Origin of the sequence: Amycolatopsis pigmentata (genome assembly GCF_042684065.1) — a bacterium.
GTDB classification, from domain to species: Bacteria; Actinomycetota; Actinomycetes; order Mycobacteriales; family Pseudonocardiaceae; genus Amycolatopsis_E; species Amycolatopsis_E pigmentata.
Genome location: NZ_JBHUKR010000023.1, coordinates 249578 through 275652, shown reverse-complemented (window position 1 = coordinate 275652; position 26075 = coordinate 249578). Strand labels below are relative to the sequence as shown.

General features: G+C 67.1%; 26 protein-coding genes and 1 pseudogene. 19 read left to right on the top strand and 8 right to left on the bottom strand.

The genetic code is table 11. From position 1 onward, the window contains the following. Positions 1-6 precede the first annotated feature (6 nt). From ACFSXZ_RS36790 to ACFSXZ_RS36760, 7 genes are read left to right on the top strand one after another with little or no spacing between them, the layout of a single operon-like run. Complete coding sequence (locus ACFSXZ_RS36790) at positions 7-414, top strand: nuclear transport factor 2 family protein (RefSeq protein WP_378270723.1); 408 nt, start codon at positions 7-9, stop codon at positions 412-414. Further along, entirely contained in the window at positions 414-1523 is a 1110-nt protein-coding gene (locus tag ACFSXZ_RS36785) for an acyl-CoA dehydrogenase family protein (RefSeq protein WP_378270722.1), read from the top strand. Before ACFSXZ_RS36790 ends, ACFSXZ_RS36785 begins: the two co-directional genes overlap by 1 nt. After that, the gene (locus ACFSXZ_RS36780) at positions 1520-2587 is read left to right on the top strand and encodes an acyl-CoA dehydrogenase family protein (protein WP_378270721.1); all 1068 of its coding nucleotides are present in this window, start codon (positions 1520-1522) and stop codon (positions 2585-2587) included. The genes ACFSXZ_RS36785 and ACFSXZ_RS36780 overlap by 4 nt, the downstream gene beginning before the upstream one ends. Then, a complete protein-coding gene (locus tag ACFSXZ_RS36775; protein WP_378270719.1) occupies positions 2584-3786 on the top strand; it encodes a CaiB/BaiF CoA transferase family protein in 1203 nt (400 codons plus the stop codon). The genes ACFSXZ_RS36780 and ACFSXZ_RS36775 overlap by 4 nt, the downstream gene beginning before the upstream one ends. A 1-nt stretch (position 3787) precedes the next feature. After that, positions 3788-5152 carry an MmgE/PrpD family protein gene (locus ACFSXZ_RS36770; protein WP_378270717.1) on the top strand — a complete coding sequence of 455 codons (1365 nt, stop codon included), beginning with the start codon at positions 3788-3790 and terminating at the stop codon, positions 5150-5152. After that, entirely contained in the window at positions 5149-6372 is a 1224-nt protein-coding gene (locus ACFSXZ_RS36765; protein ID WP_378270715.1) for a cytochrome P450, read from the top strand. The genes ACFSXZ_RS36770 and ACFSXZ_RS36765 overlap by 4 nt, the downstream gene beginning before the upstream one ends. Further along, positions 6365-7324, top strand: coding sequence for an SDR family NAD(P)-dependent oxidoreductase (locus ACFSXZ_RS36760; protein WP_378270714.1), 960 nt, complete (start codon positions 6365-6367; stop codon positions 7322-7324). The genes ACFSXZ_RS36765 and ACFSXZ_RS36760 overlap by 8 nt, the downstream gene beginning before the upstream one ends. A 54-nt stretch (positions 7325-7378) precedes the next feature. Here ACFSXZ_RS36760 and ACFSXZ_RS36755 read toward each other — a convergent pair whose 3' ends face one another. Then, positions 7379-7873, bottom strand: coding sequence for a MarR family winged helix-turn-helix transcriptional regulator (locus ACFSXZ_RS36755; RefSeq protein ID WP_378270712.1), 495 nt, complete (start codon positions 7871-7873; stop codon positions 7379-7381). A 73-nt stretch (positions 7874-7946) separates the two neighbouring features. On the opposite strand from ACFSXZ_RS36755, the gene ACFSXZ_RS36750 reads away from it, so the two are divergent. From ACFSXZ_RS36750 to ACFSXZ_RS36735, 4 genes and pseudogenes are all read left to right on the top strand, one after another. After that, positions 7947-8159, top strand: coding sequence for an SDR family NAD(P)-dependent oxidoreductase (locus ACFSXZ_RS36750; RefSeq protein WP_378270710.1), 213 nt, complete (start codon positions 7947-7949; stop codon positions 8157-8159). A 1-nt stretch (position 8160) separates the two neighbouring features. Continuing rightward, positions 8161-8628 carry a hypothetical protein gene (locus ACFSXZ_RS36745; protein ID WP_378270709.1) on the top strand — a complete coding sequence of 156 codons (468 nt, stop codon included), beginning with the start codon at positions 8161-8163 and terminating at the stop codon, positions 8626-8628. Continuing rightward, positions 8625-9395: pseudogene (locus ACFSXZ_RS36740) on the top strand (SDR family NAD(P)-dependent oxidoreductase). The gene ACFSXZ_RS36745 and the pseudogene ACFSXZ_RS36740 overlap by 4 nt, the downstream one beginning before the upstream one ends. Positions 9396-9413: 18 nt before the next feature. Further along, entirely contained in the window at positions 9414-9857 is a 444-nt protein-coding gene (locus ACFSXZ_RS36735) for an aldo/keto reductase (RefSeq protein WP_378270747.1), read from the top strand. Between the two features lie 4 nt (positions 9858-9861). Here the strand turns inward: ACFSXZ_RS36735 and ACFSXZ_RS36730 are convergent, their stop codons facing one another. Together ACFSXZ_RS36730 and ACFSXZ_RS36725 are read right to left on the bottom strand one after the other, a co-directional pair. Continuing rightward, a complete protein-coding gene (locus ACFSXZ_RS36730) occupies positions 9862-10338 on the bottom strand; it encodes a MaoC family dehydratase (RefSeq protein ID WP_378270708.1) in 477 nt (158 codons plus the stop codon). A 90-nt stretch (positions 10339-10428) separates the two neighbouring features. Next, a complete protein-coding gene (locus ACFSXZ_RS36725; protein WP_378270707.1) occupies positions 10429-11193 on the bottom strand; it encodes an oxidoreductase in 765 nt (254 codons plus the stop codon). A 126-nt stretch (positions 11194-11319) separates the two neighbouring features. Here ACFSXZ_RS36725 and ACFSXZ_RS36720 point away from each other — a divergent pair, with 126 nt between their 5' ends. The 6 genes from ACFSXZ_RS36720 to ACFSXZ_RS36695 all read left to right on the top strand — a co-directional run bounded on the left by ACFSXZ_RS36720 (position 11320) and on the right by ACFSXZ_RS36695 (position 17056). Further along, positions 11320-12081: an enoyl-CoA hydratase/isomerase family protein gene (locus tag ACFSXZ_RS36720; RefSeq protein ID WP_378270706.1), complete on the top strand. Its 762-nt coding sequence runs from the start codon at positions 11320-11322 to the stop codon at positions 12079-12081. An 83-nt stretch (positions 12082-12164) separates the two neighbouring features. Continuing rightward, positions 12165-13085 carry an HpcH/HpaI aldolase/citrate lyase family protein gene (locus ACFSXZ_RS36715; protein ID WP_378270704.1) on the top strand — a complete coding sequence of 307 codons (921 nt, stop codon included), beginning with the start codon at positions 12165-12167 and terminating at the stop codon, positions 13083-13085. A 23-nt stretch (positions 13086-13108) separates the two neighbouring features. Then, positions 13109-13672, top strand: coding sequence for a cysteine hydrolase family protein (locus tag ACFSXZ_RS36710; protein WP_378270702.1), 564 nt, complete (start codon positions 13109-13111; stop codon positions 13670-13672). Positions 13673-13691: 19 nt separating this feature from the next. Beyond that, positions 13692-15248 (top strand): class I adenylate-forming enzyme family protein, encoded by a 1557-nt coding sequence (locus ACFSXZ_RS36705; RefSeq protein ID WP_378270701.1) that lies wholly within the window; start codon positions 13692-13694, stop codon positions 15246-15248. Positions 15249-15262: 14 nt separating this feature from the next. Then, positions 15263-16054: an enoyl-CoA hydratase/isomerase family protein gene (locus ACFSXZ_RS36700; RefSeq protein WP_378270700.1), complete on the top strand. Its 792-nt coding sequence runs from the start codon at positions 15263-15265 to the stop codon at positions 16052-16054. A 21-nt stretch (positions 16055-16075) separates the two neighbouring features. Beyond that, positions 16076-17056: an NAD(P)H-dependent flavin oxidoreductase gene (locus ACFSXZ_RS36695; RefSeq protein ID WP_378270698.1), complete on the top strand. Its 981-nt coding sequence runs from the start codon at positions 16076-16078 to the stop codon at positions 17054-17056. Here ACFSXZ_RS36695 and ACFSXZ_RS36690 read toward each other — a convergent pair. The 3 genes from ACFSXZ_RS36690 to ACFSXZ_RS36680 form a co-directional block, all read right to left on the bottom strand. After that, complete coding sequence (locus ACFSXZ_RS36690) at positions 17039-19366, bottom strand: LuxR C-terminal-related transcriptional regulator (RefSeq protein ID WP_378270697.1); 2328 nt, start codon at positions 19364-19366, stop codon at positions 17039-17041. The two genes, ACFSXZ_RS36695 and ACFSXZ_RS36690, sit on opposite strands and share 18 nt — an antisense overlap. Positions 19367-19513: 147 nt before the next feature. Then, entirely contained in the window at positions 19514-20374 is an 861-nt protein-coding gene (locus ACFSXZ_RS36685; protein ID WP_378270695.1) for a TauD/TfdA dioxygenase family protein, read from the bottom strand. Between the two features lie 101 nt (positions 20375-20475). Then, entirely contained in the window at positions 20476-21246 is a 771-nt protein-coding gene (locus tag ACFSXZ_RS36680) for a FadR/GntR family transcriptional regulator (protein ID WP_378270693.1), read from the bottom strand. A gap of 154 nt (positions 21247-21400) precedes the next feature. Between ACFSXZ_RS36680 and ACFSXZ_RS36675 the strand changes: the two genes are divergently transcribed. After that, positions 21401-22570 carry an OB-fold domain-containing protein gene (locus ACFSXZ_RS36675; protein ID WP_378270692.1) on the top strand — a complete coding sequence of 390 codons (1170 nt, stop codon included), beginning with the start codon at positions 21401-21403 and terminating at the stop codon, positions 22568-22570. Then, positions 22567-23727, top strand: a complete 1161-nt coding sequence (locus ACFSXZ_RS36670; RefSeq protein ID WP_378270690.1) for a thiolase C-terminal domain-containing protein — start codon at positions 22567-22569, stop codon at positions 23725-23727. The genes ACFSXZ_RS36675 and ACFSXZ_RS36670 overlap by 4 nt, the downstream gene beginning before the upstream one ends. Positions 23728-23757: 30 nt before the next feature. Here ACFSXZ_RS36670 and ACFSXZ_RS36665 read toward each other — a convergent pair whose 3' ends face one another. Beyond that, positions 23758-24867: an acyl-CoA dehydrogenase family protein gene (locus tag ACFSXZ_RS36665; protein WP_378270688.1), complete on the bottom strand. Its 1110-nt coding sequence runs from the start codon at positions 24865-24867 to the stop codon at positions 23758-23760. Then, a complete protein-coding gene (locus ACFSXZ_RS36660; protein ID WP_378270686.1) occupies positions 24864-25958 on the bottom strand; it encodes an acyl-CoA dehydrogenase family protein in 1095 nt (364 codons plus the stop codon). The genes ACFSXZ_RS36665 and ACFSXZ_RS36660 overlap by 4 nt, the downstream gene beginning before the upstream one ends. Positions 25959-26075 lie beyond the last annotated feature (117 nt).

Below are 26075 nucleotides of genomic sequence, written 5' to 3'. Positions count from 1 at the left end.
GAGGTCATGGGCGACCGCGACGCGATTCTGGAACTGGCGGCCAAGTACATGCACACGCTCGACCTGGACGACCGGGAGGGCTGGTTGAGCTGCTGGACGGAAGACGGCTATTTCGAACGTTACCAGTCGACCAACCGTGCCCAGGGCATCGACGAACTCGGCACGAAGATCTTCGACAGGCGGCCGCACGGGTTCCACATCACCTCCGACTACGCCATCACCATTGACGGCGATTCCGCGACCGTCCAGTGCTATCTGCTGTTCCTCAACGAACAGAGGAAGTGCGAGGTGTCCATGTTCGGCGTCTACCGGGACAAGTTGCGCCGCACCGGCCAGGGCTGGCGCTATGCCGAGCGGATCTTCGAGCCCAAGTACATCGTGGACTCGATTCCGAACGTTCTGGTCGGGCACTGATGGCGCCCGCGGCCGGGGACCACGCGGCGTTGCGTGCGGATGTCCGCCGCTTCCTGGCCGAGGAGGTCACGGCGGGCGGGTTCGTGCCCAAGATCGACTCATGGGTGCGGGGTTTCTCCCGCGAGTTCACCCGGCGCCTCGCCGCGCGTGGCTGGGTCGGGATGACCGTCCCCGGTCGTTTCGGCGGTGCGGGACGCTCGCATCGGGAACGATTCGTCGTGGCCGAGGAACTTCTCGCCGCCGGTGCACCCGTGCTGGCGCACTGGGCGGCGGAACGGCAGGTCGCACCGATGCTGCTGCGGATCGGCACCGAAGAGCAGCAGCACCGGCTTCTGCCCGGAATCGTGCGGGGCGAACTGTGTTTCGCGATCGGGCTCTCCGAGCCGGACTCGGGCTCGGATCTCGCCTCCGTGCGGACGAAAGCGGCCAGGGTCGAAGGTGGGTGGGAACTCACCGGGCAAAAGGTCTGGACCAGCGCCGGGCATCATGCCGACTACATGTTCGTCCTGTGCCGTACCAGCGAATCCGCCCAGCGGCATGAGGGGTTGAGTCAGCTGATGGTCACCATGACAGCCGAGGGGGTCACCGCGCGGCCGATCCCCACGATGAGCGGCGAGGCCGAGTTCGCCGAGGTCTTCTTCGACCGGGTGTTCGTGCCCGATTCCGATGTCATCGGCGACGTCGGCCGGGGATGGGAACAGGTGACGCGGGAGCTGGGCTGGGAACGCAACGGCCCCGACCGCTACCTGAGTACCTATCCGCTCCTGGCGAGGTTTTTCGCGCTGGAGGACGCCTGCCTGGCGGCGGTGAAGGGACAGTTGGCCGCGAGGCTCCTCGCGCTGCGGGCGTTGACCTTCGAGGTGATGGAGCGGAGCCAGGCGGGCCTCGACTTCGCCGCCGAGGCGGCGCTCGCAAAGGACGCCGGCACGACTTTCGAACAAGACAGCGTGGAACTCATCCGCCGTGCGCTCGGCTCGGCGGTGTCCGATCACCCCGAACTCGAAGCCCACCTCAGGGCCGCGCAGATCGCGTCCTCGACCTTCACCTTGCGTGGTGGCACGACGGAAATGCTCCGCACCGTCACGGCCCGGCAGTTGGTGAACCGATGACCGACGAACTGCGCGTGCTGCTGGATCAGGTCGCCCAGGACCTTTGGCACGCCGTCGAGCCTTCGGCCGAGGCTTCGCGACGACTGTGGGATGAACTGGAGTCACTGGGACTGACGCTCGTGGGCGCCGGTGAGGCCCTCGGCGGCTCGGGTGGCACGGTCTCGCATGCCGCCGAGGTCGCCAAGGCCGTGGGCAGGCATGCCTTGCCGTTGCCGATCGCGGAGACGGTGCTGGTGGCGTCCTGGCTGCTGGAGTCGGCGGGGTTGAGCATCCCGCCCGGCCCGCTCACGGTCGCCGGAGCGGGCCCGGGCGACTCGCTGGCCGGTCGCCTCGATGGATCAGGACTGGTCATCAGCGGCACCGCCGAAGGCGTTCCGTGGGCGGCCGAGTCGGCGCGAATCGCCACCGTCGTCCAGGCCGGGGGACAGTGGCTGGTCGCGCTTGTCGATCCTGCCCTCGTCAAGGTCGAAGGCGGTGTCAACCTCGCGGGCGAGCCGAGGCAGCGTGTCCATTACGAAGTCGCCGTGGGCGAGGCCGGGTACCGGACGCTGCCGTTCACGGTCGAGGAGGTGCGGCAGCGTGCGGCCCTGTCGCGCTCGGCCCAGCTTTTCGGTGCCCTGGAAGGGACTCGTGAGCTGACTTTGGACTTCGTCGGGCGACGGGAGCAGTTCGGTCGCCCAATCGCGCGCTTCCAGGCGGTCGCGCAAGCGGTCGCGGCACTGGCCGCCGAGGTGTCGCTGGCACGGGTGGCACTCGCGGTCGCGATCAGAGCGGCCGAGGACGAACAGGCCGGAGAGATCGAGTGCGGCACGGCCAAGGTGATGACCTCCAGGGCGGCACGGCTGGTTTCGGCCGCCGCGCACCAGTTGCACGGTGCCATCGGCGTCACCGCCGAGTACCCCTTGCATCAGCTGACCCGTCGCCTGTGGTCGTGGCAGGACGAGGACGGCACCGAGGACGAGTGGAGCGCGCGGCTGGGCGCGGCCGTCGCCGGTGACGACGCGTGGGCCGTGTTGAGCGCGATCGAACCGGGGACGTGCAGGTCGCGGAAGGACACAGCATGACATCCGGTGGGCCGCTGAGCGGAATCACGGTGGTGGAACTGGGCACGGTGCTGATGGTGCCGCTGGCCGGCCAGATCCTCGGCGATCTCGGCGCCGACGTGATCAAGGTCGAGTCCTTCGAAGGCGATCCCAACCGCCAGATCGGCCTCGGACCGCATTCCGAGCTCTCGGGCCCGGCCCTCAACCTCAACCGCAACAAGCGGTCCATCGCGGTGGATCTCCGCACCGCCGAGGGACACGATGTGCTCGGTCGCATCACGGCAGGTGCCGACGTCTTCCTGACCAACCTGCGGCCTTCGGCGTTGCGCAAGCTCCGCGTCGGATACGAAGACGTCCGTGCCTGGCAACCGGCAATCGTGTACTGCCGGTCCCATGGTTACCGCGGTGACACGCCAGAGGCCGACGATCCGGCCTACGACGATGTCATCCAGGCCGCGAGCGGGCTGGCGTCGCTGAGCGAACGGGTGACCGGGGAGCCCGGTCTGCTCCCGACCGTGCTCGCCGACAAGGTCTGCGGCCTCACGATCGTCTATGCCGTCCTGGCCGCGCTGTTCGAGCGGACCCGGACCGGTGCCGGCCAGGAGGTGGAGGTGCCGATGTTCGACACGATGGTGGCCTTCACGCTCGTCGAGCACCTCAGCGGCGCGACTTCGCGTCCACCGCTGGGCAAGCCGGGCTATGATCGCGTGCTCACTCCGCACCGTCGTCCACATCGGACGGAAGACGGGTGGATCGTGATCATGCCCTACTCGGCTCGCGACTGGGACCGGCTCTGGTCCCGTCTCGGCCGGGAGGAACACCGGGCGGCGCTCGACGGCCGTTCCGAACGTGAAGTCAAGCAGATGGCGCCGAGCATGTATGCCTGGCTGGATCAAGAGCTTCCCGCGCACTCCACGGCGCACTGGCTCGAGGTCTGCGCATCGCTGGACATCGCCGCGGCTCCGGTCAACGATCTCGAAGAAGTCATCTCCGGCCCAGGCCGGGCGCGCGGTGTGGTCACCTCCGCGCGGCATCCCGTCGCCGGGGACTACCTCCGGATCGCTATGCCCGTCGGATTCGATTCCCCGTGCCAGGTTCGCCACGAAGCGCCGCTGATCGGCGAGGACACCTGGGAAATCCTGGCCGAGGCGGGCATCAGCGGTCCGGACGCGGAAAAGCTGATCGCACTCGGTGCGGTCCGTGCCCAGCGGGGAGGCTGAAATGCCATCGGAAAACACCACCGCCCGGTTCGCGGCGTTCGCCCACGATCTGAAACTGGTCGATATCCCTGCCGCCGTCCAGGACGCGGCCAAGCGCGCGATCCTCGACTGGGCCGGAGTCGCGCTTGCCGGGAGCGCGCAGCCGCTGGCCGACGCGCTGGTGGCCGCGAAGCGTGCGGACACCGGAGCCGTGACGATCGTGGGCCGGAAGGCCACCGCCGGGATCGAAACCGCGGCTCTGATCAATGGCGCCGCGGCACACGCGCTGGATTTCGACGACTATCTGGCGGAGGGCGTCATCCACGCTTCGGCCGGACTGGCCGCCGCGCTGCTCGCCGTCGCGGAGGACCGGCGATCCACTGGTGAAGATTTCCTCACCAGCTTCGTCGCGGGGTACGAGGTGCACGCGCACCTGTCCACCGTCATCGGACATCCGTTGATCTACAAGGGTTTTCATCCGACCGGCGTGCTGACACACCTCGGGTCGGCGGCCGGGGCCGGCAAGCTGATCGGCCTGGACACCCCAGGCTTGGCGACGTGCCTGGGGATCGCCGCGACGCAGGCCGCGGGCCTGCTCGCCAGCTTCGGCACGATGGGCAAGCCGTTGCACGCAGGGAAGGCCGCCGCGGATGGTGTGCTGTCGGCCTTGCTCGCGGAAGCCGGCTTCACCGGCAATTCGCGGGTGCTCGACGGTGAGCGGGGGTTGCCCGCCGTACTGGCCGGAGCGGACCCGGAGCGGCCTCTCGGGCGAGAACTGGGTTCGCGCTGGCTCCTGCTGGACAACGCGATCAAACCGTACGCGGCGTGCGGTGCCATTCACGCCGCCATCGACGGGGCCATCGCGTTGTCGGAGGAAGTCCGGCCGGAGCGGATCGAGCGGGTCGAGTGCGCGGTTTCCTCGGTCACCGTTCACTCCGCCGGGATCCCCGCGCCCGCGACCGGCCTGGAGGGAAAGTTCAGCACCCAGTACGCGGTCGCGTCCGCACTGTTGTCGGGACAGTCCTCCGCGCCGGATTTCACCGACGGCGCCGTTCGCCGTCCGGACGTCCGGGAACTGACGGCCAGGGTCGCGCTGCTGGATACCTACGAGCGCATTACCGAAGCGGAGGTCCGCGTGGCGCACTCCGACGGGAGCGTGATCGAGCGCAAGGTCGACTGGGCCAAGGGCAGTCCCGGGAACCCGATGACCTACTCCGACACCGTCGGGAAGTTCCTGGGACTGGCCGAACCCGTGCTGGGCGAGCGGCGGGCCCGTGCCGTCGTCTCGTTGATCGACACGCTGGACGAGCAACCGGACGCCGGCCGGCTCGCCGAGTCGCTGGCGTTACCCAGGTCCACAGCAGACACTTCGGGAGGTGCGGCATGAACCAGTGTCCCGTCCACGTCAACTATCCCTCGCTCGAGGGCGCCGAAAACCCTTACCCCCTCTATGACTGGTTGCGCGCGGAGGCGCCGGTCTACCGGATTCCGGGAACGACCGACTTCCTCGTCACCCGGTTCGAAGACGTCACCGCGATCGCGAAGGACCACGAGACCTTCTCCAGCGTCGGCAGCCGGAGCCGGTACAACCCCTTCAACGAGACCGGCGACGGAAAGGAGACCCAGAGCCTGCTGGAGGCCGATCCGCCCGACCACAGGGCGAAACGCGACTTCTGCGGCAACGCCTTCAAACCCCGCCGGCTCCGTGCCCGCACCGGCCGGATCACCGAGATCTGCCAGGATCTGATCGACGATCTCAAGGGCCGCACCCGGATCGATTTCGTTGCCGATTTCGCCGAGCGGCTGCCGCTTCTCGTGCTGACCGATATGATGGGTTTCTCGCGCGAGGATCTGGGTTGGCTCGATGGCTGGTCCCGAGTGGACAATGGTGGCCTGAGCTTCCTGCCGCCGGAGGTGCAGGAGCTCCAGAAGGCCAGTGCCCACGGCGCCACCGAGAACTTGACGCGCACGATTCTCCGGCTTGCGGACAACCCCGGTGACGACGAGCTGAGCGGGATGATCGCCCGGCAGGTCGCCCGGGACGGGGCCCTGGACATCGACTATGTCCGGGACAATGTGGTCACGGTGATCCGCGGCGGGGTGATCACGACGGCGCACCTGATCTCGATGACCATGCTGAAACTGCTGGAGCAGCCGGGCCGTTTGCGTGCCGTGCGGGAGGATTTCTCGCGCATTCCGGCGGCGCTCGAAGAGACGCTCAGAATGGAATCGCCGGTGCAGTGGGCACCCCGGATCGCGACGCGGGACACCTCGATCGGCGGTGTCACGATTCCGGCCGGCGCGCGCGTACTCCTGATGTTCGGCGCCGCCAACCGCGATGGGAGTGAGTTCTCCGGCTCCGCCGAGTTCGCGGCCGACCGGGCGAACGTCCATGCTCAGGTCGCCTTCGGCGTGGGTCCGCATTTCTGTCTCGGCGCGCCGCTGGCCCGGCTCGAAGGCCGGATCGCGTTCGAAACGTTCCTGGCCCGGGTCGGCGACATCCGGCTCGTACCCGGGCAGAACCTCGATCATGTCCCCAGCACGCAGTTCCGTGGCTTGAACGCATTGCACATCGACATCGAATTCGAGGTGGACGCGGATGTCTGAACCCCGGACCCTGGCCGGGCAGGTCGCGATCGTTACGGGAGCCGGACAGGGACTGGGCCGCGCGGAGGCACTGGCACTCGCCGCGCGCGGCGCGCGCGTGGTCGTCAACGATCTGCACGAGGAACGCGCGCGGGAAGTCGTGGAGGCGATCGTCGCGGCGGGCGGCGCGGCGGTCGCCGACACCAGCGACGTCAGTGAACCCGACGGAGGAGAGGCGATCACGGCGAAGGCCGTGGCGTCGTTCGGCACCGTCGACATCGTGGTCAACAACGCCGGTTTCCTGCGACCGGGCCGGTTCGAAGACCTGAGCATCGACGACATCGACTCGATCCTCGACGTCCACCTGCGGGCGGCGTTCTTCGTAACCCAGCCGGCCTGGCGGGTCATGAAGGCGAAGGGCCACGGACGGGTGATCATGACCGGTTCGAGTGCCGGCATGTTCTCCCAAGCCGCGAACAGCAACTACTGCGCCGCCAAGGCGGGCGTTTTCGGGCTCGCCCGCGCGCTTTCCCAGGAGGGCGCGGAATGCGGCATCAACGTCAATGTCGTACTGCCGTTCGCCGCGACGACGATCAGTGTCGACAACCCGATCCCGGGAAACCGGGAGATGCGGGAGCGTCACGGAGCGGTGTATCGGGGTGAGATCGAGAAGCGGCGCGCGCCCGAACTGGTGGCACCACTCGTCGTCTTGCTCGCCCAACCGGACTGTGCGGCCAACGGTGAGGTGTTCTCCGCCTGCGCGGGCCGCTATGCCCGCGTTTTCGCCGCACTGGGGCGGGGCTGGCTGTCACCTCGCGCGAACGGCGTGACGGTCGAGGATCTGCGCGACAACTGGGCCGCCGTGTGTTCCGCGGACCCGATCAGCGAACCTCGCGTCCTGTTCGAAGAGACCGCCGAGGTGATCAACGCGCTGGAAGCGCTCTCGGCGACCTCCGCGCTCGCCGAGAGCTGAACCGCGAAGAAGGCAGGCATTGGTCCCCGGCGCGCATGCCGCGCCGGGGACTGTTTATTTGGGTTGTTGTTCCTCGAGGGAGGCGGGGCTCGCGCACTTGTCGTCGCCGTTGGTGAGGTCATCGCGGATCACGGTCAGGAGCCGTCCTAGTTGCTGACGCTGGGTGGCGGTCAGTTTGGCGAACAGGGCGTCTTCGGCTTCGTGTTGCGCTTTGGATGCTTCGCGCAGGCGGGTGCGTCCGGTGTCGGTGAGGGCGACGACGTGGCGTCGGCGGTCGGCCTGGTCCCTCTCCCGCACGATGAGGTCTTCGGTTTCGAGTGGGTTGAGCTGGGTGACCAGGATGCTGGGCGCGATGCCCATGAGTTGTCCGAGTTCGGTTTGCCCGAGGGGGCCGCGGTCGTGCAGCAGCCCCAGGAGTTCGAACTGCCGGGGACTGAGGCCGTGGGCGGTGTGCGCGTCACGCAGGCGCCGCATGGCCTCGTTGCCGAGTAGCGCCAGCATCAGCCCGGGTCGTGAACGGTGCTCGTCGAGCAGTGACCTATCAGCCATGGCAATAGTCTAGCATCTTGAATCGTGTAGTGCTATAAACGACTTGTAGGATTAAATGGTTCTGGGAGGGTAAATGAGTACTGCGGTCATCGTGGGGGCGGGTCATGGGTTGGGCCGGGCGATCGCCCACCGTTTCGGTGTTGAGGGTTTCGACATCGCGTTGATCGGCCGTAACGCGAGCACGCTCGACACGCTCGTGGAGGGTCTGAGCGGGGCAGGCGTGCGCGCCGAAGGCTTCGTGGCCGATGTGACCAGACCGTCCCGGTCTGGTCAAGGCGTTCGATGACGTGAAAGCGCGCTTCGAGGCGATCGAGGTGCTGGAGTATTCCCCGGCGCCGAGTGATCCCGGCACGATCGGTGCGGTCGACGCGGCCGAGGTCACCGTCGAGTCGTTGCTCCCGCAACTGGATGTGCATCTTTTCGGCGGGGTGACGGCGGTCCGGCAGGTCCTGCCCGACATGGTCGCCCGCGGGACCGGGACGATCCTGGTCAGCACCGGGGCGTCGTCGGGCCCGGTCATACACCCGCCGTTCGCCAACATCGCCGCCGCGTCCGGGGCGCTGCGGAACTGGGTGCTCAACCTGCACGCGGCCCTCGAACCCCGCGGTGTGTATGCCGCGCACGTGGCGATCGCGACCTGGATCGGCCAGGCAGGCCCGGACAGCCGGCCGGAGGTCATCGCCGAGACCTACTGGGAACTGCACCAGACCCGTCGCGAGGCCGAGCGCCTCTACGCCGTGCCGAGTGCTTCATGAGCGGGCGACTGGCCGGCAAGGTTGCCATGATCAGCGGCGCGGGACGCGGTATCGGGGCCGGCATCGCGCGCCTGTTCGCGGCGCAGGGCGCGTCCGTGATTCTGACCGATGTCCGGGACAGCGAAGGCGAGAAGGTCGCCGCCACCATTGCCGAGGCCGGAGGTTCCGGCCTCTACCGGCATCTCGACGTCCGCTCGCGCTCGGACTGGGACGCGGCCCGGGACGAGGCGGAACGCCGGTTCGGCCCCGTCGATGTCTTGGTGAGCAACGCTTTCCGGTACAGCATGCCCGCGCTGGCCGATCTCACCGACACCGAATGGGCCGGATCGCTGGAGGTCAATCTCACGGGTGGTTTCCACGGCATCCGGTCGGTGCTGCCCGGCATGCGTGCCCGCGGCCACGGCTCGATCGTCGTCATCTCGGCGACCAACGGCAATGAGGTGGCCCTGCCGGTCAACGCGGCCTATCAGGCGGCCAAGGCCGCCCTGACCGCATTGGTCCGGCATGTCGCCGTGGCCTAGGGCCACGACGGAGTGCGAGCCAACGCGGTACACCCGGGCGGCACCCGTACCCAAATGCTCGAAGAAGAGGGCTACCTCGGCGCCGCCGAGGTGATGGCCGCGGGCTTTCCGATCCCGCGACTCGCCGAACCCAGCGAGGTCGCTCAGGCCGCGCTGTTCCTCGCTTCCGATGACAGCAGCTATGTCACCGGAGCCTCACTCGTCGTCGACGGCGGATCGTCGGTCGGCGTCAGCACGCCAGAATAAGGGAGTAAGCATCATGAAATACCGGACCTTCGGGCGGAACAACGGATTACGCGTTTCGGAGATCGGGCTGGGTACCGGATTGTTCGGCACGCACGAGGGCATCAGCGGCCGGAGCCGTCCCGGCGAGGGGGCCGTCCTACCCCGGCGGACCTGGCGGCGCGTGACACCGTCGCCAAGGTCGCCGGCGAGCTCGGTGCCACGCCGGCCCAGGTCGGGCTGGCCTGGGTGCTGGACCGGGCGCGGCGTTCCGCCACGGCGCTGGTCCCCATCACCTCCGCTCCGACCGCCGCCGATCTCACCGAGAATCTCCAAGCCGTCGATCTTGTACTGTCCACTGAGGACACCGAGCGACTTGACTCGGCCGCTGGCTTCAGTCTCGGTGAACCGCACGTGCACAACCTCGAAGCGGAGGCGTATGTCACCAGCGCCGACCTGATCCGGCCGGCCATCCCGGCGGCCTGACGTCTCACCTTTCGCCCTGGGTGACCAGAACCAGTAAATCCGCGATACAAGACGGTTTTCCGGCACCCTCGACGGTGATGACGACGTTCGTGGTGATGATCGTGCCCGCCGGATTCGGCCGGACCGACCCGATGGTGGCGCTCGCCCGCAAAACCGAACCGGTGGGCACGGGAGCCGGAAAGCGGACCTTGTCGAGGCCGTAGTTCAGCCGGGCGCCACCGAACTCGAAGCGGTACAGAAGACGGGCGAACCGCGGCACCAGTGAGAGGGTCAGGAAACCGTGCGCGATCGTGCCACCCCAAGGACCATCAGCGGATCGCTCCACATCGACGTGGATCCACTGATGGTCGTCGGTGACCTCGGCGAAACCGTCGACCCGCTGCTGGTCGATTTTCAGCGGTTCACTCGGCCCGAGCTGGAGACCGGCCGCCGCCACTACTTCGTCGACGGAGGCGAAGACACGCGGAGTCGATTCGGTCACCGAAAATCCTTTCTTTTGCCTCATACGCCGACGGGCTCGAACCGCGCTCAGTGCCTCTGGCCGCCCAAGCCCGGTGCCGGTCGCGCGAGTCTAGACAGTCGGGAAAAGCCCGCCGTCGATAACGTGATTGGTACCGGTGATGTAGCTCGCGGCCGGCGACACGAGGAACCGGACCAGCGACGCGACATCGTCCACGGTGCCGACCCGGTGGAGCGGAACGTCGAAGTTCTCCAGAAACCGGCGGCGGGCAGTGTCGAGATCTGTGTCGCCTTCCGCGCTCAGTTGATGGAGCCGAGTGGTCAGTCCGGCGGTTTCGATGATGCCGGGAGACACGAGGTTGACGCGCACGTTGTGCCGGCCGACCTCGTTGGCGAGCCCTTTGCTGTAGGTCGCCAGGGCCGCCTTCGCGGTCCCATACGCGAGCGCGGCCGGCTGGGGCAGCCGGGCGGCGCCGGAGCCAATGTGGACGATCACGCCGCCGCCGGCGGCGATCATGCCGGGCAGCACGGCGCGATCCAGCCGGACCGCGGAAAGCAGACTGCCGTTCAGATCGGCGAGCCAGTCGGCGTCGGTCATCGCCAGCGCCCCGCCGGGAACCCGGGTCTGGCTTGCGGCGTTGTCGACGAGAATATCGATACCGCCGAGATGTTCGGCCGCTTCACGCGCGAGCCGCTCCGGCCCGTCAGGAGTCGACACGTCGGCCGCGATGAAGTGACCAGCGCCCTGGTCACCACCAGGGTTTCGAGCCGACACCACGACCAGCGCTCCGGCGTCGCCCAGGTGCCGGGCGATCGCCGCGCCGATACCCTTTGTGCCGCCGGTGATCAGCGCCCGCAGACCGGTAAGGTCACCCACTGCACTTCTCCCCGTCATCGATGTTCGCTTGTCCGTGGCAACGGATCTGGAAAATTTTTAGCACGAGCCGGAACCCGCTGTCGAGGCGGGTTGTCGATGAGGTGAACCGGCGTTAGGCTGGCGTAAATGACCATTCGAAACGATCCGATCGTGGACGGCGTAGCCAGAATTACGCTCAACCGCCCGGAAACCGGGAACGCGCTCGATCTCTCGACGGCGCGAGCGTTCCGGCGGGCGATCGTCGAAACGGCGCGGAACGAGCAGGTGCGGGTGCTGGTTCTGGCGGCCACCGGCAAACTGTTCTGCGGTGGTGGTGATGTCGGAGAAATGGCCGCCAGTGCCGACCGCTCCGGGTATCTCGCCGAACTCGCCGGAACGATGCATGAGGCACTCGACGCGCTACGCCGGACACCTGTCCCGGTCATCGCGCAGGTGCAGGGAACGGCTGCTGGAGCCGGCGTCGGCCTGGTCCTGGCCGCGGACATCGCGGTCGCGGCGGATCCGGCGAAGTTCGCCATCGCCTATCCCGGAGTGGGGTTGTCGCCGGACTGCGGAGTGAGTGCGTTGCTGCCTCGCGTCGTCGGGCCACGCAGGGCCGCCGTGTTCGCGTTGACCGGCCGCGTCCTCACCGCCGTCGAGGCCGAGGAGTGGGGACTGGTGACCGAGGTTTGTTCCGCGGAGCGGTTGCCGGGCCGGGTGGACGAACTCGCCGGAGCGATCGCGGCCGGCCCCGCGCCGGCGCTCGGCCAGGCGGCGATCCTGCTCCGCCAGGGTATCGAAGAGTCCCATGTGGACCAGCTACGCCGTGAGGCCGTGACCATCGCCGGTCTGGGCGCGGGACGCGAGGCGAAGGAGCGCATAGCCGCCTTCGTCTCCACGCATCGCTGACTCCTTGCGCCGATGAGTGAATGATGCTTAGATAGATGTGAATAGCGATTAGGCAGCGGTGCCTTGGCTTGGAGTGCGCTACTATGAGTTTGCCGATGGCGGCCAACGGTGAGGTGCGTCCGATTCGCAGCCTCGTGTACGTGGGGGCTGCCGACGAAGCCGCGGTGGCCCAGGCGGTCGAAGCGGGCGCGGACGCGCTTTTCCTGGATCTGGAGGATCCCGGCTATCCCTATGGTCCCGCGGAGCGACGGCAAGCGCGTCAGGCGGTAAGCGAGTACCTTCACTCGGTGCCCGATGACGGACGGACTCGTTATTTCGTGCGGGTGAATCCCCCGAGCACCGGGTTGACCACGGCGGACCTGGCCGCGGTGATGACCCCCGCGCTGACCGGGGTGCTGCTGCCCAAGGCGGCGCGGGCGAGCGATATCCACATGCTGGACGGAGTGCTGACCTGCGTGGAGGCCGAGCACGGCCGCTTGCTCGGGAGCACCCAGGTGTTCCCGTTCCTCGAGTCCGCGGAGGGGATCCGGCAGGCGTATGAGATCGCCACGGCATCACCCCGGGTGACCTGTCTGGGCGGGATGACTTCGCGCTTCGGCGATGTCTACCAGTCGATCAGGTACCGCTGGACGCCGGGTGGTGACGAGAGCCTGTACTTGCGCGCCAAGGTATTGCTGGACATCCGTGCGGCCGGAATCCGGTACCCGGTCACCGGGGTATGGGCCGGGTCGCCGCACGATACCGCCGGGATCCGGGCCTGGGCGGAGTCCCAGCGCGACCTCGGCTATTTCGGGATACTCACCGATCCGGACGGCGTGGAACTGGCGCACGAGGTGTTCACTCCGACGGCAGGCGAAATCGCGTTCTGGAAACAGGTGATCTCGGCCGGCGAGCGTGGAGAGGCCACCTTCCACTGGCCTGACGGACAACGGGGTGGTCTCCATGCGTCGTACCTGGAAAGCGCGCGAATGAATCTCCAATGGGCACGAGAACTCGGCCTGTGATCACGTGAAGGACGATGAAGCGAATGACTGTCTCGACTACGGCTTTGTTGGTGCTGGATTTCCAACGTGGCCTCGTCCCGGCTTGCCCGGAAGGCCTGACGGCGGTGCAACGGGCCGCCGAGGCGGTCGCCAAAGCACGTGAGGCCGGCTTGCCGGTGCTCTACGGTGCCGTGCGCCTGCGTCCCAACCATGCCGATGTGAGCAACCAGAACGTGATGTTCACCGGTGTCGCGGTGAGCGGTGCCTTCGATACCGGTGCCCCGACCGCCGAGTTCGCGGACGAGATAGCGCCGTCGGCCAACGACATCGTCTTCGTCAAACGGCGGGTCAGCGCGTTCACCGGCAGCGATCTCGACGTGATCCTGCGCTCGCTGCGGATCGAGCGCGTGGTCCTCACCGGACTGACCACCAGCGGCGTCGTGCTCTCGACGCTGCGTGAGGCCGCCGATCGGGATTTCCGCGCGGAGGTGCTTGCGGACGCCTGCGCCGACCCCGATCCTGAGCTGCACAAGGTCCTTGTCACCAAGGTGTTCCCGGCCCAGGCATCGGTGCGGGACGTCGATTCCTGGGACCCCACGGCCGGCTGAGAAGAGAAATGGATCGGTCATGACGATTCGTGCAGTGACAGACGCCGAAATCCGTGAGCTCACGGATTCGGGCGTGTGGCGGTCCGAAAAGCTCTACCATGTGCTCGACGAGAACGCGGCGCGCCACGGGGACCGTCTCGCCGTGGCGGACGGGCATCGGCGGCTGACCTACCGGCAGTTCGCCGATGCGACCCAGTTGCTGGCCGGCTGGCTTTCCGGCCTTGGCCTGCCACCCGGCTCGGTCGTCGCGGTGCAGAGCAGGAGTTCGGCGTTGATCCCGCTGATGCATTTCGCCTGCGACCGCGCCGATCTCACCTTCCTGCCGTTGTCGGATGCGTGGCGGTCGCGGGAAATCGGCCACCTGCTGAAGAAGTCGGCGGCCCGGGTGTTCATCTCGCCGCCCGACTCCGAGCACTTCAGTTATTCCGGCATGATGGCGGAGCTACGGGGTGAACTGCCCGACCTCGATGTCGTCGCGGTGAGTACGAGCCTGGACGAGATCGTCGCCGGTTCCACCCCCATCCGTGGCTCGCACCAGGCGTCACCCAACGAGCCACGGATGTGCATGGTAACCTCCGGGACATCGGGATTGCCGAAGATCTCCCTCTATACCGACAACAATCTCTGGTACTTCCTCACCACCTACGTGCGAACGCTGGAACAGGACGGGCCAGAGGTCTTCGTCAACCTCGCTCCCGCGAACACCGGTTCGACCGGCTATCTGTTCCCGATACTGACCCCGCTGCTGTTCGGATCGACCTCGGTGATGCTGGAGCACTGGAATCCGGTCGTCGCGCTCGACCTGATGGAACGGGAGAAGGTCGCCGTCGCGGTGGCGGTGCCCACTCAGGTGATCAAACTGCTTGATGTCGCGAAGAATCGCCGGATCGATCTGAGCACGCTCCGTGGCGTCACCACCGCGGGCGCGCCACTGGCACCTGAGGTCGCCGCGGAAGTAGAGCGTGCGTTCGGCTGCAAGATCCTGCCGATGTACGGCGCGACCGATGGCGGGGTGCCCGCCTTCACCACCGTTTCCGATCCTGCCGAAAAGCGCTATGTCTCGGTCGGGAAGATCATCCCGAACACTGAGTTCCGGCTCTCGGCGGAAGGTGAAGTGCAGTGGCGCAATCCCATCAAGACACTCGGTTATTTCAACGACGACACGCAGACGGAGGCGGCGTTCACGCCTGATGGACTCTATCGCTCCGGAGATCTCGGAAAGCTCGACGAAGACGGTTATCTTCGGATCGTCGGGCGCGCGAAGGATCTGATCATCCGGGGTGGGCAGAACATCAGCCCGCGCGAGATCGAGGACGTCGTGGTGGGCATGGAGGATATCGCCGAAGCGGCGGTCGTGGGCATTCCCGACGCGGTTTACGGTGAGCGGGTGTGCCTGTGCGTCGTCCCCAAGGAACCGGGTCTTCCGCTCGACCGGGTCGCCGGATATCTGCGGGATCGCGGTCTGCCGGAGTTCATGATACCGGAGCGGATGGTGGAGTTTCCCGAGTTCCCGGTGAATTCCGGTGGCAAGGTGAGCAAGGTCGATCTCCGCGCCTCCGTGCTCGAACGTCCGTGAGAAGGAAGGCTGCTGTGCCCGAAATTTCCGACACCTACGCCAGCTTGCATCCCAGCTTCGTCTCGGACGGCGTCCTGGAGTTGCTGTTCGACGCACCCAACCTCAACGCCGTGTCCGCGGAGATGCACGCGGATCTCGCCCGGATCTGGCGGGACATCGAGAACGCACCGGATGTCCGCGCGGTCGTGGTGCGAGGCGCGAACGGCACGTTTTCGGCAGGCGGCAGTTTCGACGTCATCGACGAGGCGATCGAGGACCCTGCGGTCCGGACCAGGCTGTACCAGGAGACGAGGGACATCGTCTTCGCGATGATCGACTGTTCGAAGCCGATCGTGTCGGGAATCCGGGGCACCGCCGTCGGAGCCGGTCTCGTGGTCGGGCTCCTCTCGGACATCTCCGTGGTGTCGCGAACCGCTCGCCTGGTCGACGGGCATACGCGCCTGGGCATCGCCGCCGGGGACCATTCCGTGATCTCCTGGCCGCTTCTGTGCGGTATGGCCAAGGCGAAGTACCTGCTGCTGACCTGCGAACCCATCTCGGGCGAGGAAGCGGAGCGTATCGGGTTGGTCTCGCTCACCGTCGACGACGAAGAGGTCGACACCCGGGCGCTGAAGATCGCGACCCGGCTCGCGAACGGAGCACAGGACGCGCTCCGCTACACGAAGCAGGCACTGAACTACTGGTATCGCGACAACGGTGGTGCATTCGATTTCTCGACCATGGCCGAGATGTTCGGAATCGGCGGCCCCGACATTCGTGAGGGTCTCGCTTCGCTTCGGGAAAAGCGACCCCCTCGATTCGTCTGAAACAAAGGAAGAGTGCCCGTAATGATCCGGACGCGCATCACCGAGCTTTTCGGTATCGACCATCCCGTTGTGTGTGGTGGCATGACCGGCCTCGGCACGGCCGCGCTCGTCTCGGCGGTCGCCGACGCCGGCGCGCTGGGGTTCCTGACCGCGCTGACCCAGCCGCGTCCGGAGGACCTGGCCAAGGAGATCGCGCGCACGCAAGAGCGGACAGACCGGCCCTTCGGGGTCAATCTGACGATCCTGCCGACGATCCGGCCGGTGCCCTATGACGAGTACCGCGCGGTGATCGTCGAATCCGGTGTCAAGATCGTGGAGACCGCCGGCTCCGACCCGGCGCCGCACCTGCCCGACTTCCACGCCGCCGGAGTCAAGGTCCTGCACAAGGCGACGAGCGTGCGCCACGCCCTTTCGGCCGAGCGTAAAGGTGTCGACGCCATCAGCATCGATGGTTTCGAGTGCACCGGCCACCCGGGTGAGGACGACATTCCCGGGCTCGTGCTGATCCCGGCCGCCGTCGCCAAGCTGTCGGTGCCCGTCATCGCCTCGGGCGGCATCGCGACCGGATCCGGCCTCGCGGCGGCGCTGGCGCTGGGAGCGGACGGGGTCAACATGGGCACGCGCTTCATGGCGACCGCCGAGGCCCCTGTGCACGAGAATGTCAAGCGGCAGATCGTCGCGAACGGCGAGCGCGACACCCTGCTGGTTTTCCGCGAGTTTCACAACACCGCCCGCGTCGCCCGCAACAGCGTTTCCGAACAGATCCGGGAAATCTCGCGGCGACCGGGTGCCACGTTCGCCGATATCGCCGATCTCGCCTCGGGCGTGCGTGGCCGCGAAAACGTTCTTGGTGCGGGTGACATGGAAGGCGGCCTGTGGTGGGCCAGTCAGGCACAAGGTCTGATCAATGACATCGACACCTGCGCAGGCGTCGTCAGCCGGGTGGTTTCGGAGGCGGAGGAGATCATTTCCCGCCGCCTTCCCTCACTGGTCGGCCGATGAGCTGAGCCAGGTGGCGACCTGGGTGCGCGAGGTGAAACCGAGTTTGACCAGGATGTGTTCCACGTGGGTTTCGGCGGTGCGTTGCGAAATGACCAGCGTGCCGGCTATGTCCTTGTTGGACAGTCCTTGGGCGACGAGCCGCGCGACTTGATCTTCCCGGGGGGTCAGCGGAGACACGGCTTTGGCGACCGCTGGGGCTGGGATCTTGCCAAGCGCGTAGGCCACGGCCTCATCGGCGGTGAGGTGCCGGCCGTGCTGACAGGCGGCCTCGAAGGCCTGGTCCCCGAGGGCGGCTCTGGCCTCGGCTTGCGCACGTGCGCGCCGTTCGAGCAGGAAGTCCATGCTGGTCAACGGTCGGCCGATGGGTTTCCACCGCTCTTCAGCGGCTCCGAGTAACCGGGCGACGCGTTCGGCATCACCGGAACTCGCCGCGGCGAGCGCGAGAGTGTCGATACAACTGGCAATGCCTGCCGAATCGGCGAAAAGACCTTTGAGGCGGAGTGCTTCCCGCATGTGCGTGGTCGCCACTCGGACATCGCCCTCCACCAACTGCGCCAGGCCAAGGGCCCACAATATCCAGCTCAATACCCATTGGTCGCCGTGGTGTTCGCAGATGGCCCGTCCCTCCTTCGCGACCGCGATGGCCTCGGAGGTGTTTCCCAGCGCGCAGTGGATCGTGGAATGGATCGGGTAACTCGCCATGGCCGCCAGGGGCCACCCGCGCTCCGCCCGGTGCCAAGCCATGGCCTGGTCGTTGAGTCTGAGCGCGCCTGCCAGGTCGTTCTGGTTGATCGCGGCCCGGGCAAGGAACTGGGCAGCGTAGGCCTGCGTCCTGCGATCGTTGAACCGGCGGGCCAGCGCGGCGCACTCTTGAAGCATCGATGTCGCGGAGCGAGGATCTCCCTGTCTTTCCCTGAGCCAACCGCCCACCCACAGGGCCTTGGCCCGTTCCGGGGTCGGCTGGGTGTCCAGTGCCAGTGCCCGATCCAGATGCCGACCGGACGGGGTGACGCCGCAAACGGTCCAGGGGAACCACAGCGCACGAACCATCCGCAATGCCGCACGGCCTTCACCGGGCTGGGTAAGGCAGAACTCGAACGCCGCCCACAGGTTCGCCTGCTCCGCCCGAATCCGCATCACCCAGTCCCACTGCCTTGGTCCCAGGACATCCCGGTCGGCGCGTTCGGCGAGGCCGAGGTAGTAATCCCGGTGACGGCGTCGCAACACGACCTCCGCGCCGTGGTCGTCGCCGTCCCGGAGTCGTTGCCGGCCGAACTGACGGATGGTCGCCAGCATCGAATACCGTGCCGGCCCGCCATGCTGTTCGGGAACCGAGACCAGCACGGACTTGTCCACCAACCCGGCTACCGCGGTGAAAACCTGCTCCGCATCCAGTCCGTCACCGGCACAGACCGATTCCACGGCGTCCAGATCGCACCCGCCGGCGAACACCGACAACCGGGTCCACAAGGTTTTTTCCGCGGGTGAGCACAGGTCGAAGCTCCACTCGACCGCCGCCTGCAACGTTTCGTGATGCGCCAACCCCCCGCGGTAACCGGTGGTCAACAGGTCGTAGCGGTTCTCCAGGCGAACCAGGAGCTCCTCGACGGGCAACACTCGCAGCCACACCGCGGCCAACTCGATCGCCAACGGCAATCCATCCAGCCGCTGACACAACCGCGCCACCGCCGCCTCGTTCTCCGCGGTGACCCTGAACCCCGGGGCCACCGCCGCCGCACGCTCGGCGAACAAAGCCAACGCTTCGTAGCGGCCCGGCGAGTCCGCCGGTGAACGGGAGCCGGCCGGCCCGTCACCGCGGGGAAGAGACAAGGGCGGCACCATCCATACCTGCTCACCGGCAACGCGGAGCGGCTCTCGGCTGGTGGCCAGCACCTGGACTCCCGGAGCGGCCGGCAGCAGCACATTCAGCAACCGCGCGGACGCCTCCAGTACGTGTTCGCAATTGTCGAGCACTATCAGCAGGCGCTTGTCCGCCACATACTCCAGCAACGCCGCCAGGGGCTCACGAGACGTCTGAGCCGGCAGGGCCATGCCGGTCGCCACGGTATGCACCAGCAGTGCGGGGTCGCGCAGCCCAGCCAGCTCCACCAGCCACTCGCCATCCGGGAAGGCCCGCCGGACATCTCGAGCCACATGCAGGGCCAACCGGGATTTTCCCACCCCGCCCACGCCGGTCAACGTCACCAGGCGCGACGACGACAACACCCGCTTCACCTCGGCGCTGCTCCGGCGCCGACCGACGAAACTCGAGATCTCGGCGGGAAGGTTTCCCACGGTACGGACTGGCACGGCCTCTTCGCTCTGTTCGGCGCTGACTGTCCGACATCCTACCTTTCCGCAGGTCACAAGCCCATGACGAACGCACTGCCCAGAACGTGCCCCGGCCGGTCCGCTCGGTAGCCGCTGGCGGCCCGGCGGCGATCCACGCGTGGGCCGCTAACCAGGATTATCACCGGCGAGCGAGAGACGCCACATTTCTCGTCGATAACCGTGGTAGTCGTTCGGTGCGTTGTGTTGCAGGCAACGGTTGTCGTACAGCACCAGCATTCCGGGTTCCCAGGTGACGCGTAAGGTGAATTCATCGCGCGCCGCGTGTTCGCACAGGTAATTCACGAGCGGCGCGCTTTCCTCGACCGTCATGTCGGCGAGGTTGGCGATCATCCCGCCGTCAGCCAGCATCTTGTTGACGTAGAGGCATTTGCGGCCAGTCTCCGGGTGAACACGGGAAAGCGGGTGTCGTGCCGTCTCGACCTTCGCCTTGATGCGCAGCTTCATGGACTGCTGCGCCTGCCGCTCCTCCCGCGCCGCGGCATCACCCAGAAAACCGTTGGCGTGCACGACTTCGATCCCGTCGACCAGACGGCGCATACCCGCCGAGAGGGTTTCGTAGGCGAGATACATATTCGAGAACAGGGTGTCACCGCCCTTCGGGGGCACGTCGATCGCATAGAGAACCGCCCCCGCGGGCGGACGCTCCCGGTAGGTCGAGTCGATGTGCCAGCCCTCACCGATGTTCAGGCGGTCGCCGGGTTCCTTGACCAGCGGCATGATCTCCGGGTGTCCCTCGAGACCGGAGTAGGTTGCCACTCGCTCGAGCTCACCGAAGGCCTGCCCGAAGGCCAGCAGGCGCTCGGGCGACAGTCGTTGGCGACGGAAGACGAGGACATGATGCTCCAGCCATGCCTTGCGAAGCCGGGCCACCGTTTCTTCGGCGACCTCGGTGGACCAGTCGACGCCCGTCACCTCCGCTCCCAGAGCGTCGGCTCGTCGAGTCACCCTGATATCGGCTCGCGTCATCATTGACACCTGGCCTCTCTGACCTCCACTGGTCTAAATCATCTAGATGATGATAAGATGCGGTCCCGAGTGGCGCAACCACTGACAATGAACGAATACCCCTAGTCGAGGAGATCCAGAACGTCCTCGGTATCGAGAATCGACCGGAGGTATTTACTCGTCTCGCGGAGGTGTCGGGCCCAAAGACGCGCGGCGGCCTCGGCGTCCGAATCCGTAATGTAGTCGAGCAGCATGCGATGGGTCTGGTCGCTCTTGTGCCGGGCCTGCAGTTGACGGATCGATTGTCCCTCTCGCTCGAGTCCGCGGCGGGTGGCGGTGTCGATGACGCGCCGGACCATCTCCGAAAGAGCGATCAGGGTAACGTTTCCCGACAGCTGGACCACCAGTGTGTGGAACTGGTTCTGGGCACGCAGGGAATCGGCCAGATCGTCCGCTGCTTCCTCGCTGTCGATCGCCTCCTTCAGCCGGATCAGGTCCTCCGGTGTTCTGCGGCGGGCCAGTGAACTCACGCATGCCGACTCGATGGTGGCGGCGGCCTCGAAAACGTCGGAAAGGGTGGCGCTCCGATACTCCAGAAGAAACGCGGTGTACCGTGCCGCCATTTCGCCGTCCGGCGGTTTCACGCGTGCTCCGCCCCGGCTTCCCCGGCGCACCTCGATGAGGTTTTCGGCTTCGAGTACGCGTAGTGCTTCCCGTAGCGTCGGCCTGCTGACACCGAAACGTGACAACAGCGTGGCCTCGGGAGGCAGGAAGTCTCCTTCGCGGACCTCGCCGCGGATGATGTTCTTCCGCAGGCGCGCCGCCACGAGTTCCGCCGCTTTCGGTACGCGCACCTGTTCGGACCCGGAATGCAGGTCTTTCGCTGGAGACATGGACATCATGCTAGCGCCCTCGAACCGGGCCGGACGCGTTTGTGCCGACATTGCCAACCGTGGGTCATGGAGTTAGCATACCTCTACTACATATAGATGATTATGACGATTGTAGGTGACTTACCGTGTTGGGTCATGTTACTGGACGTATCCGGTGATCGCGTCCATCGGTACCTACCTGCCGGTCTGGGGGCGTCAAGGGCAGCGGTTCACCGGCGCCGACGAGGACGCGGTCACCCTCGCGGTCGCTGCCGGTCGTCTCGCGCGAGAGGGCTACGGAGAGGCCGTCACCCGGGTTGTCCTCGTTTCACGAGATCTTCCTTTGCTGGAGGGCGGAAACGCCGCGTCTCTTCTGGGTGGCCTGGGCCTGCCGGCCGACGTCGAGGTGGTCGAGCAGGTCGGCGGTGCCACGGCGGCACTTGATGTGCTGCTGTCGGCGCCGCACGGCACGCTCGTGATCGGCGCGGACGCCGGACCTCGCGCGGGTGCCGCGGCGGCGGTCGTCGGTTCGACCGGTGTGAACCTGACCCCGGTGGCCCGGAGCAACCGGTCACTCCCGGTCACGGCACGCGACCTGTCCGGCCATCATTACGACTACGGAGACCCGCGTCTGCTCCGGGACCGTGGCGCGGTGGCGACCCTGAGCCGGTCGAGTGAGGGAAAGCCCGACGCGATCGCGGGGTTGCCGGCGAAGCAGGCCCGGTCGTTGTGCGCGGGCGAAGCACCCGACGTACCCACTACCGGGGCCTCCTCGACGCTGTTCTGCCTGGCGGCGCTGGCTTCGTCGGCTGGATCGGTGCTGGCTGCGGTCGACCAAGCGAGTGTCACCACCGCCGTCGTCCAGGGCGGTGAAGCGGTGTGCCGTCGCGATGAGCGGCCGGTGCGAGATCAGCCGCGTGCCACCTACACCGACGGGCCGCCGATCCCGATCGCGTTGCCTGCCTATGACCGGGCGTTCGACGCGAAGCTGCGGTGGCAGGCCAGCACGAACTCCGAGTCCGGTGGCCTGGATCTTCCGCCACGCCCGCACGCTGCCGTCCGGACGTCCGACGGCAGTGTGGAACTCACGGATCTGCCACGCCGCGGCACCGTTTACACGACCAGCACCATTCACGTCCCGGTGCCGGGTAAGGCGACGCCCTACCAGTTGGTCATCGTCGAACTCGCGGACGTCGGCGTGCGGTCCATCATGGCCACGACGGGTGCGGCGCGCCCGGTCGGGATCGGTGACCGAGGCGAGGTCGTGTTGCGCCTGGTGGCGACGCGATCGGGGATTCCCGACTATGGCTACGCGTTCCGTCCCGACGAGGAGTTGACAGCATGAGGCGATGTGCGATTGTCGGTGCCGGGATGACCCGGTTCGCCGAGCACTTCGATCTGGGGATGAAGGATCTGTTGCCGGCCGCGCTGGCCGAATGTCTCGCGAGCGTCGACAAGGGCGCGCGCAAGGAAGACATCCAGGCTGCCTGGTTCGGCCAGTTGCAGACCAGTGACGGGTTCCCGAGCGGCGTGCTCGCCGACTCCTGCGGCTTGCTCGACATCCCGGTGACCCGGGTCGAAAACGCTTGCGCCACGGGTAATGACGCGTTGCGCAACGCGGTGTTCGCCGTGAGTTCCGGTGCCTTCGATGTCGTGCTGGTCATCGGTGCCGACAAGATCCGCGAGTCGTCGGCACGCACGACATTCTGGGAGTGGGCCGGGATGACGCGTGACATGGCATGGGACTACCCACTGGGCCTGATCGCCCCGGCGAACTTCGCCCTGCATGTGCAGCGCTATCTGCATGAAAGCCCGGCCACGCGGGAACACATGGCCATGGTGGCGGTGAAGAACCACCGGCACGCGGTGGGGAACCCGAAGGCGCAGTTGCGGTTCGAAGTCACGGTCGAGCAGGTGCTGGGGGCGCCGATGGTCGCCGATCCGTTCGGCCTGCTGGACTGCACCCCGCAGAGCGATGGCGCGGCCGCTCTCCTCGTCGTCGCCGAGGACAGCGTCGACCGCTTCACCAATTGGCCGGTCTGGGTGCGCGGGGTGGGGCTGGGGCTTGATCATGTCATGCACCAGCACAAACGCGACATGACGACCTTCCCGGCCACCGTGCGCGCGGCCGGGCAGGCGTATCGCATGGCCGGGATCACGCCCGCCGACGTCGATGTCGCGGAGGTGCATGACTGCTTCAGCGGAGTCGAACTCATCTCCTACGAGGACCTGGGATTCGCGGAACGCTTCGAGGCGCACCGGCTGGTCGAAAACGGGGAGACCACGGTGGGCGGAAGGATCCCGGTCAACCCCAGTGGCGGTCTGAAGGCGAAGGGCCATCCGCCGGGCGCGACGGGCGTCGCGCAGTGTGTGGAGATCTTCGACCAGTTGCGCGGTGAGGCGGCGAACCAGGTCGACGGCGCGCGGATCGGCCTCGCCCACAACATCGGCGGGCCGACCGCGGTTTCGGCCGTGTCGATCCTGTCGATCGACACGGCCTGAAACGATGGCCGGGCCCGCCGGGCCCGGCCATCACTTCGGTCCGCGCGGCAGCCCGAGTACCCGTTCGGCCAGAATGTTCCGCTGGATCTCGCTGGTGCCACCGAGGATGGTCTGCGCGTGCCCGACCAGCATCCGCTTCACCAGCGGCTGATCCTCTTCCAGCGCCGCCAGCCCCAGCGCGGACACACCGAGGTCGCCGATGTCACGGTAGGTCTCCGAGGTGAGCAGTTTCAGCACCGAGAACGAAGCCCCGCCCGGTTCGGCGCCTTCGTCGATGGCGCGCTCCCAGGTCGTTCGCAGCAACCACACCCGAAGCCACAGCTTGGTGATGTCTTCGGAGAGCGTGGCGTCGAGCAGATTGTGTTCCTCGGCGGTGGATTCCAGTTCGGCGAGCGCTTTGAACATGCCCACCGCGTTGGCCCCCAGCGACAGTCGCTCACGACCCAGCGTGGCAGTGGCGACTTGCCACCCCCCGCCGACCTCGCCGATCAGGCAGGCCGGATCCAGCCGGACGCCTTCGAAGAACACCTCGTTGAACTTGCTCTCACCGTCCATCTGCCGCAGCGGCCGCACCAGGATTCCCGGCGCCGACATGGGCACCGAGAACACGGACAGGCCAGCGCGACCGGGCCCACCGGTTCGTGCCAGCAGGAGTCCGTAGTCGGCGTCTTCCGCACCACTGGTCCAGACCTTCTGGCCGTCGACGATCCAGCCGGTCCCGTCCTGCCGGGCTTTGGTGCTCACCGATGCGAGATCCGAACCGGAGCCGGGCTCGGAGAACAGCTGACACCACAAATCGGCTCCGGTACGGATCCGGGGCAGGAAGTTCGCATTCTGCCCGGCTGTGCCGAATCGCATCAACACCGGGCCGACCAGGTCCGGGCCGACGATGGAAAGCTGGCGCGGCACCCCGGCCCGCGCGCATTCCTCGGCGAACGCGGCCTGCTCCGCCACCGAGGCGTCACGCCCGCCGTGCTCGGCCGGCCAGTGCAGGCAGGCGTAACCGTGCTCGGCCAGAATCGCCTGCCATTCCCGGCCCGCCGCGACGTGTTCGGGGCCTGGCGTCGGGCCGTAGTCGGTCAATCCATCCGGACGGCGCACCGTCCACAGGAACTCCGCAACGTCATCACGAAAACTCATGAGCCGGCCAACACCTCGTCACTGGACATCAAGGCTCGGCGATGCTGGGCGGGGGAGCCGAGCAGAACGAGAGATCCCCGCGACCTCTTGACATGCATCTGGGCGAAGTGTTCCCAGGTGTATCCGATGCCACCATGGATCTGGACGTTCATGGAAGCGCAGAACGCGTATGCCTCGCCACAGGCGGCGCCGGCGGCGAGGGTGGCCACACGATCGGCGGGCTCGTCGCTGTCCAGGCCACGCACCGCGCGCCACGCCGCCGATCGAGCCGTCTCCACCGCGATGAGCATGTCGGCACAATGATGTTGCACCGCCTGGAAGGACCCGATCGGCCTGCCGAACTGGCGCCGCACCCGCGCGTACTGCACGGCCTGGTCGAGACAGAACGCGGCCCCGCCGGCCTGTTCGCACGCCAGCATGGTGATCCCGGCGCGGTGTGCGGCCGCGGCCACTTCGGCTCCGCCGATACGGGTCGCCGGTGTGCCGGTGAAGGTGAGGGAGGCGATCCGCCGGGTCTGGTCGGAAGTCCCGACGGGCGCTGCCATCACTCCTTCGACCGCGTACACCCCGATACCGTCGGCGGAGCGGGCCGCCACCAGGACGAGATCGGCGGTGTCGCCGTCGAGCACATACGGTGCGTCGCCGGTCAACCGCCACACCGGACCCGATCGCACCGCGCTGACCCCGAGATCGCCGAAATACCAGCCAGAGACCGGTTTTCCCGGCACCGCGACGGTCGCGGTCACACTCCCGCCCGCGATCTCCGGCAGCCAGCGTTCCCGGGCAGGTTCGTCCGCGGCGAGTAGCGCCGCGGTGGCGAGCCCGACCGTGCTCAGGTAGGGCACACACGCCAGGCGCTGTCCCAGTTCCTCGAACACGAGACCTTGCTCGACCCAGCCGGCCCCGGCGCCGCCATAGCGTTCCGGGATGGCCAGGCCCTGCAGCCCGATGTCGGTGGCCATCACGTTCCACAGCGCGTGATCGAAGGTGTCCGCCGCCATCTGTTTGCGCACGGCGGATTCGGTCGCGAGGTCGTCCAGCATGGACCGGACGACCTCGCGAAGCTCCTTTTGCTCTGTCGTCTGGGGCATCAGGCGCACTCCCGGGCTGCCGACCGTTCCAAGTGGACCGTTCCGTAGGCCACTGCGACCTCCATCACATAGTGGCTCACATCACTGAAAACATCTAGACTATTGATACGATAGTAG

Coding starts and splice junctions, on each gene's coding strand:
- ACFSXZ_RS36765 (WP_378270715.1), top strand. CDS start 5,149: ATGAACCAGTGTCCCGTCCACGTCAACTATCCCTCGCTCGAGGGCGCC.
- ACFSXZ_RS36685 (WP_378270695.1), bottom strand. CDS start 20,374: ATGACGCGAGCCGATATCAGGGTGACTCGACGAGCCGACGCTCTGGGA.
- ACFSXZ_RS36670 (WP_378270690.1), top strand. CDS start 22,567: ATGAGGCGATGTGCGATTGTCGGTGCCGGGATGACCCGGTTCGCCGAG.
- ACFSXZ_RS36750 (WP_378270710.1), top strand. CDS start 7,947: ATGAGTACTGCGGTCATCGTGGGGGCGGGTCATGGGTTGGGCCGGGCG.
- ACFSXZ_RS36755 (WP_378270712.1), bottom strand. CDS start 7,873: ATGGCTGATAGGTCACTGCTCGACGAGCACCGTTCACGACCCGGGCTG.
- ACFSXZ_RS36780 (WP_378270721.1), top strand. CDS start 1,520: ATGACCGACGAACTGCGCGTGCTGCTGGATCAGGTCGCCCAGGACCTT.
- ACFSXZ_RS36660 (WP_378270686.1), bottom strand. CDS start 25,958: ATGCCCCAGACGACAGAGCAAAAGGAGCTTCGCGAGGTCGTCCGGTCC.
- ACFSXZ_RS36665 (WP_378270688.1), bottom strand. CDS start 24,867: ATGAGTTTTCGTGATGACGTTGCGGAGTTCCTGTGGACGGTGCGCCGT.
- ACFSXZ_RS36775 (WP_378270719.1), top strand. CDS start 2,584: ATGACATCCGGTGGGCCGCTGAGCGGAATCACGGTGGTGGAACTGGGC.
- ACFSXZ_RS36760 (WP_378270714.1), top strand. CDS start 6,365: ATGTCTGAACCCCGGACCCTGGCCGGGCAGGTCGCGATCGTTACGGGA.
- ACFSXZ_RS36705 (WP_378270701.1), top strand. CDS start 13,692: ATGACGATTCGTGCAGTGACAGACGCCGAAATCCGTGAGCTCACGGAT.
- ACFSXZ_RS36720 (WP_378270706.1), top strand. CDS start 11,320: ATGACCATTCGAAACGATCCGATCGTGGACGGCGTAGCCAGAATTACG.
- ACFSXZ_RS36785 (WP_378270722.1), top strand. CDS start 414: ATGGCGCCCGCGGCCGGGGACCACGCGGCGTTGCGTGCGGATGTCCGC.
- ACFSXZ_RS36715 (WP_378270704.1), top strand. CDS start 12,165: ATGAGTTTGCCGATGGCGGCCAACGGTGAGGTGCGTCCGATTCGCAGC.
- ACFSXZ_RS36695 (WP_378270698.1), top strand. CDS start 16,076: ATGATCCGGACGCGCATCACCGAGCTTTTCGGTATCGACCATCCCGTT.
- ACFSXZ_RS36680 (WP_378270693.1), bottom strand. CDS start 21,246: ATGTCTCCAGCGAAAGACCTGCATTCCGGGTCCGAACAGGTGCGCGTA.
- ACFSXZ_RS36710 (WP_378270702.1), top strand. CDS start 13,109: ATGACTGTCTCGACTACGGCTTTGTTGGTGCTGGATTTCCAACGTGGC.
- ACFSXZ_RS36770 (WP_378270717.1), top strand. CDS start 3,788: ATGCCATCGGAAAACACCACCGCCCGGTTCGCGGCGTTCGCCCACGAT.
- ACFSXZ_RS36790 (WP_378270723.1), top strand. CDS start 7: ATGGGCGACCGCGACGCGATTCTGGAACTGGCGGCCAAGTACATGCAC.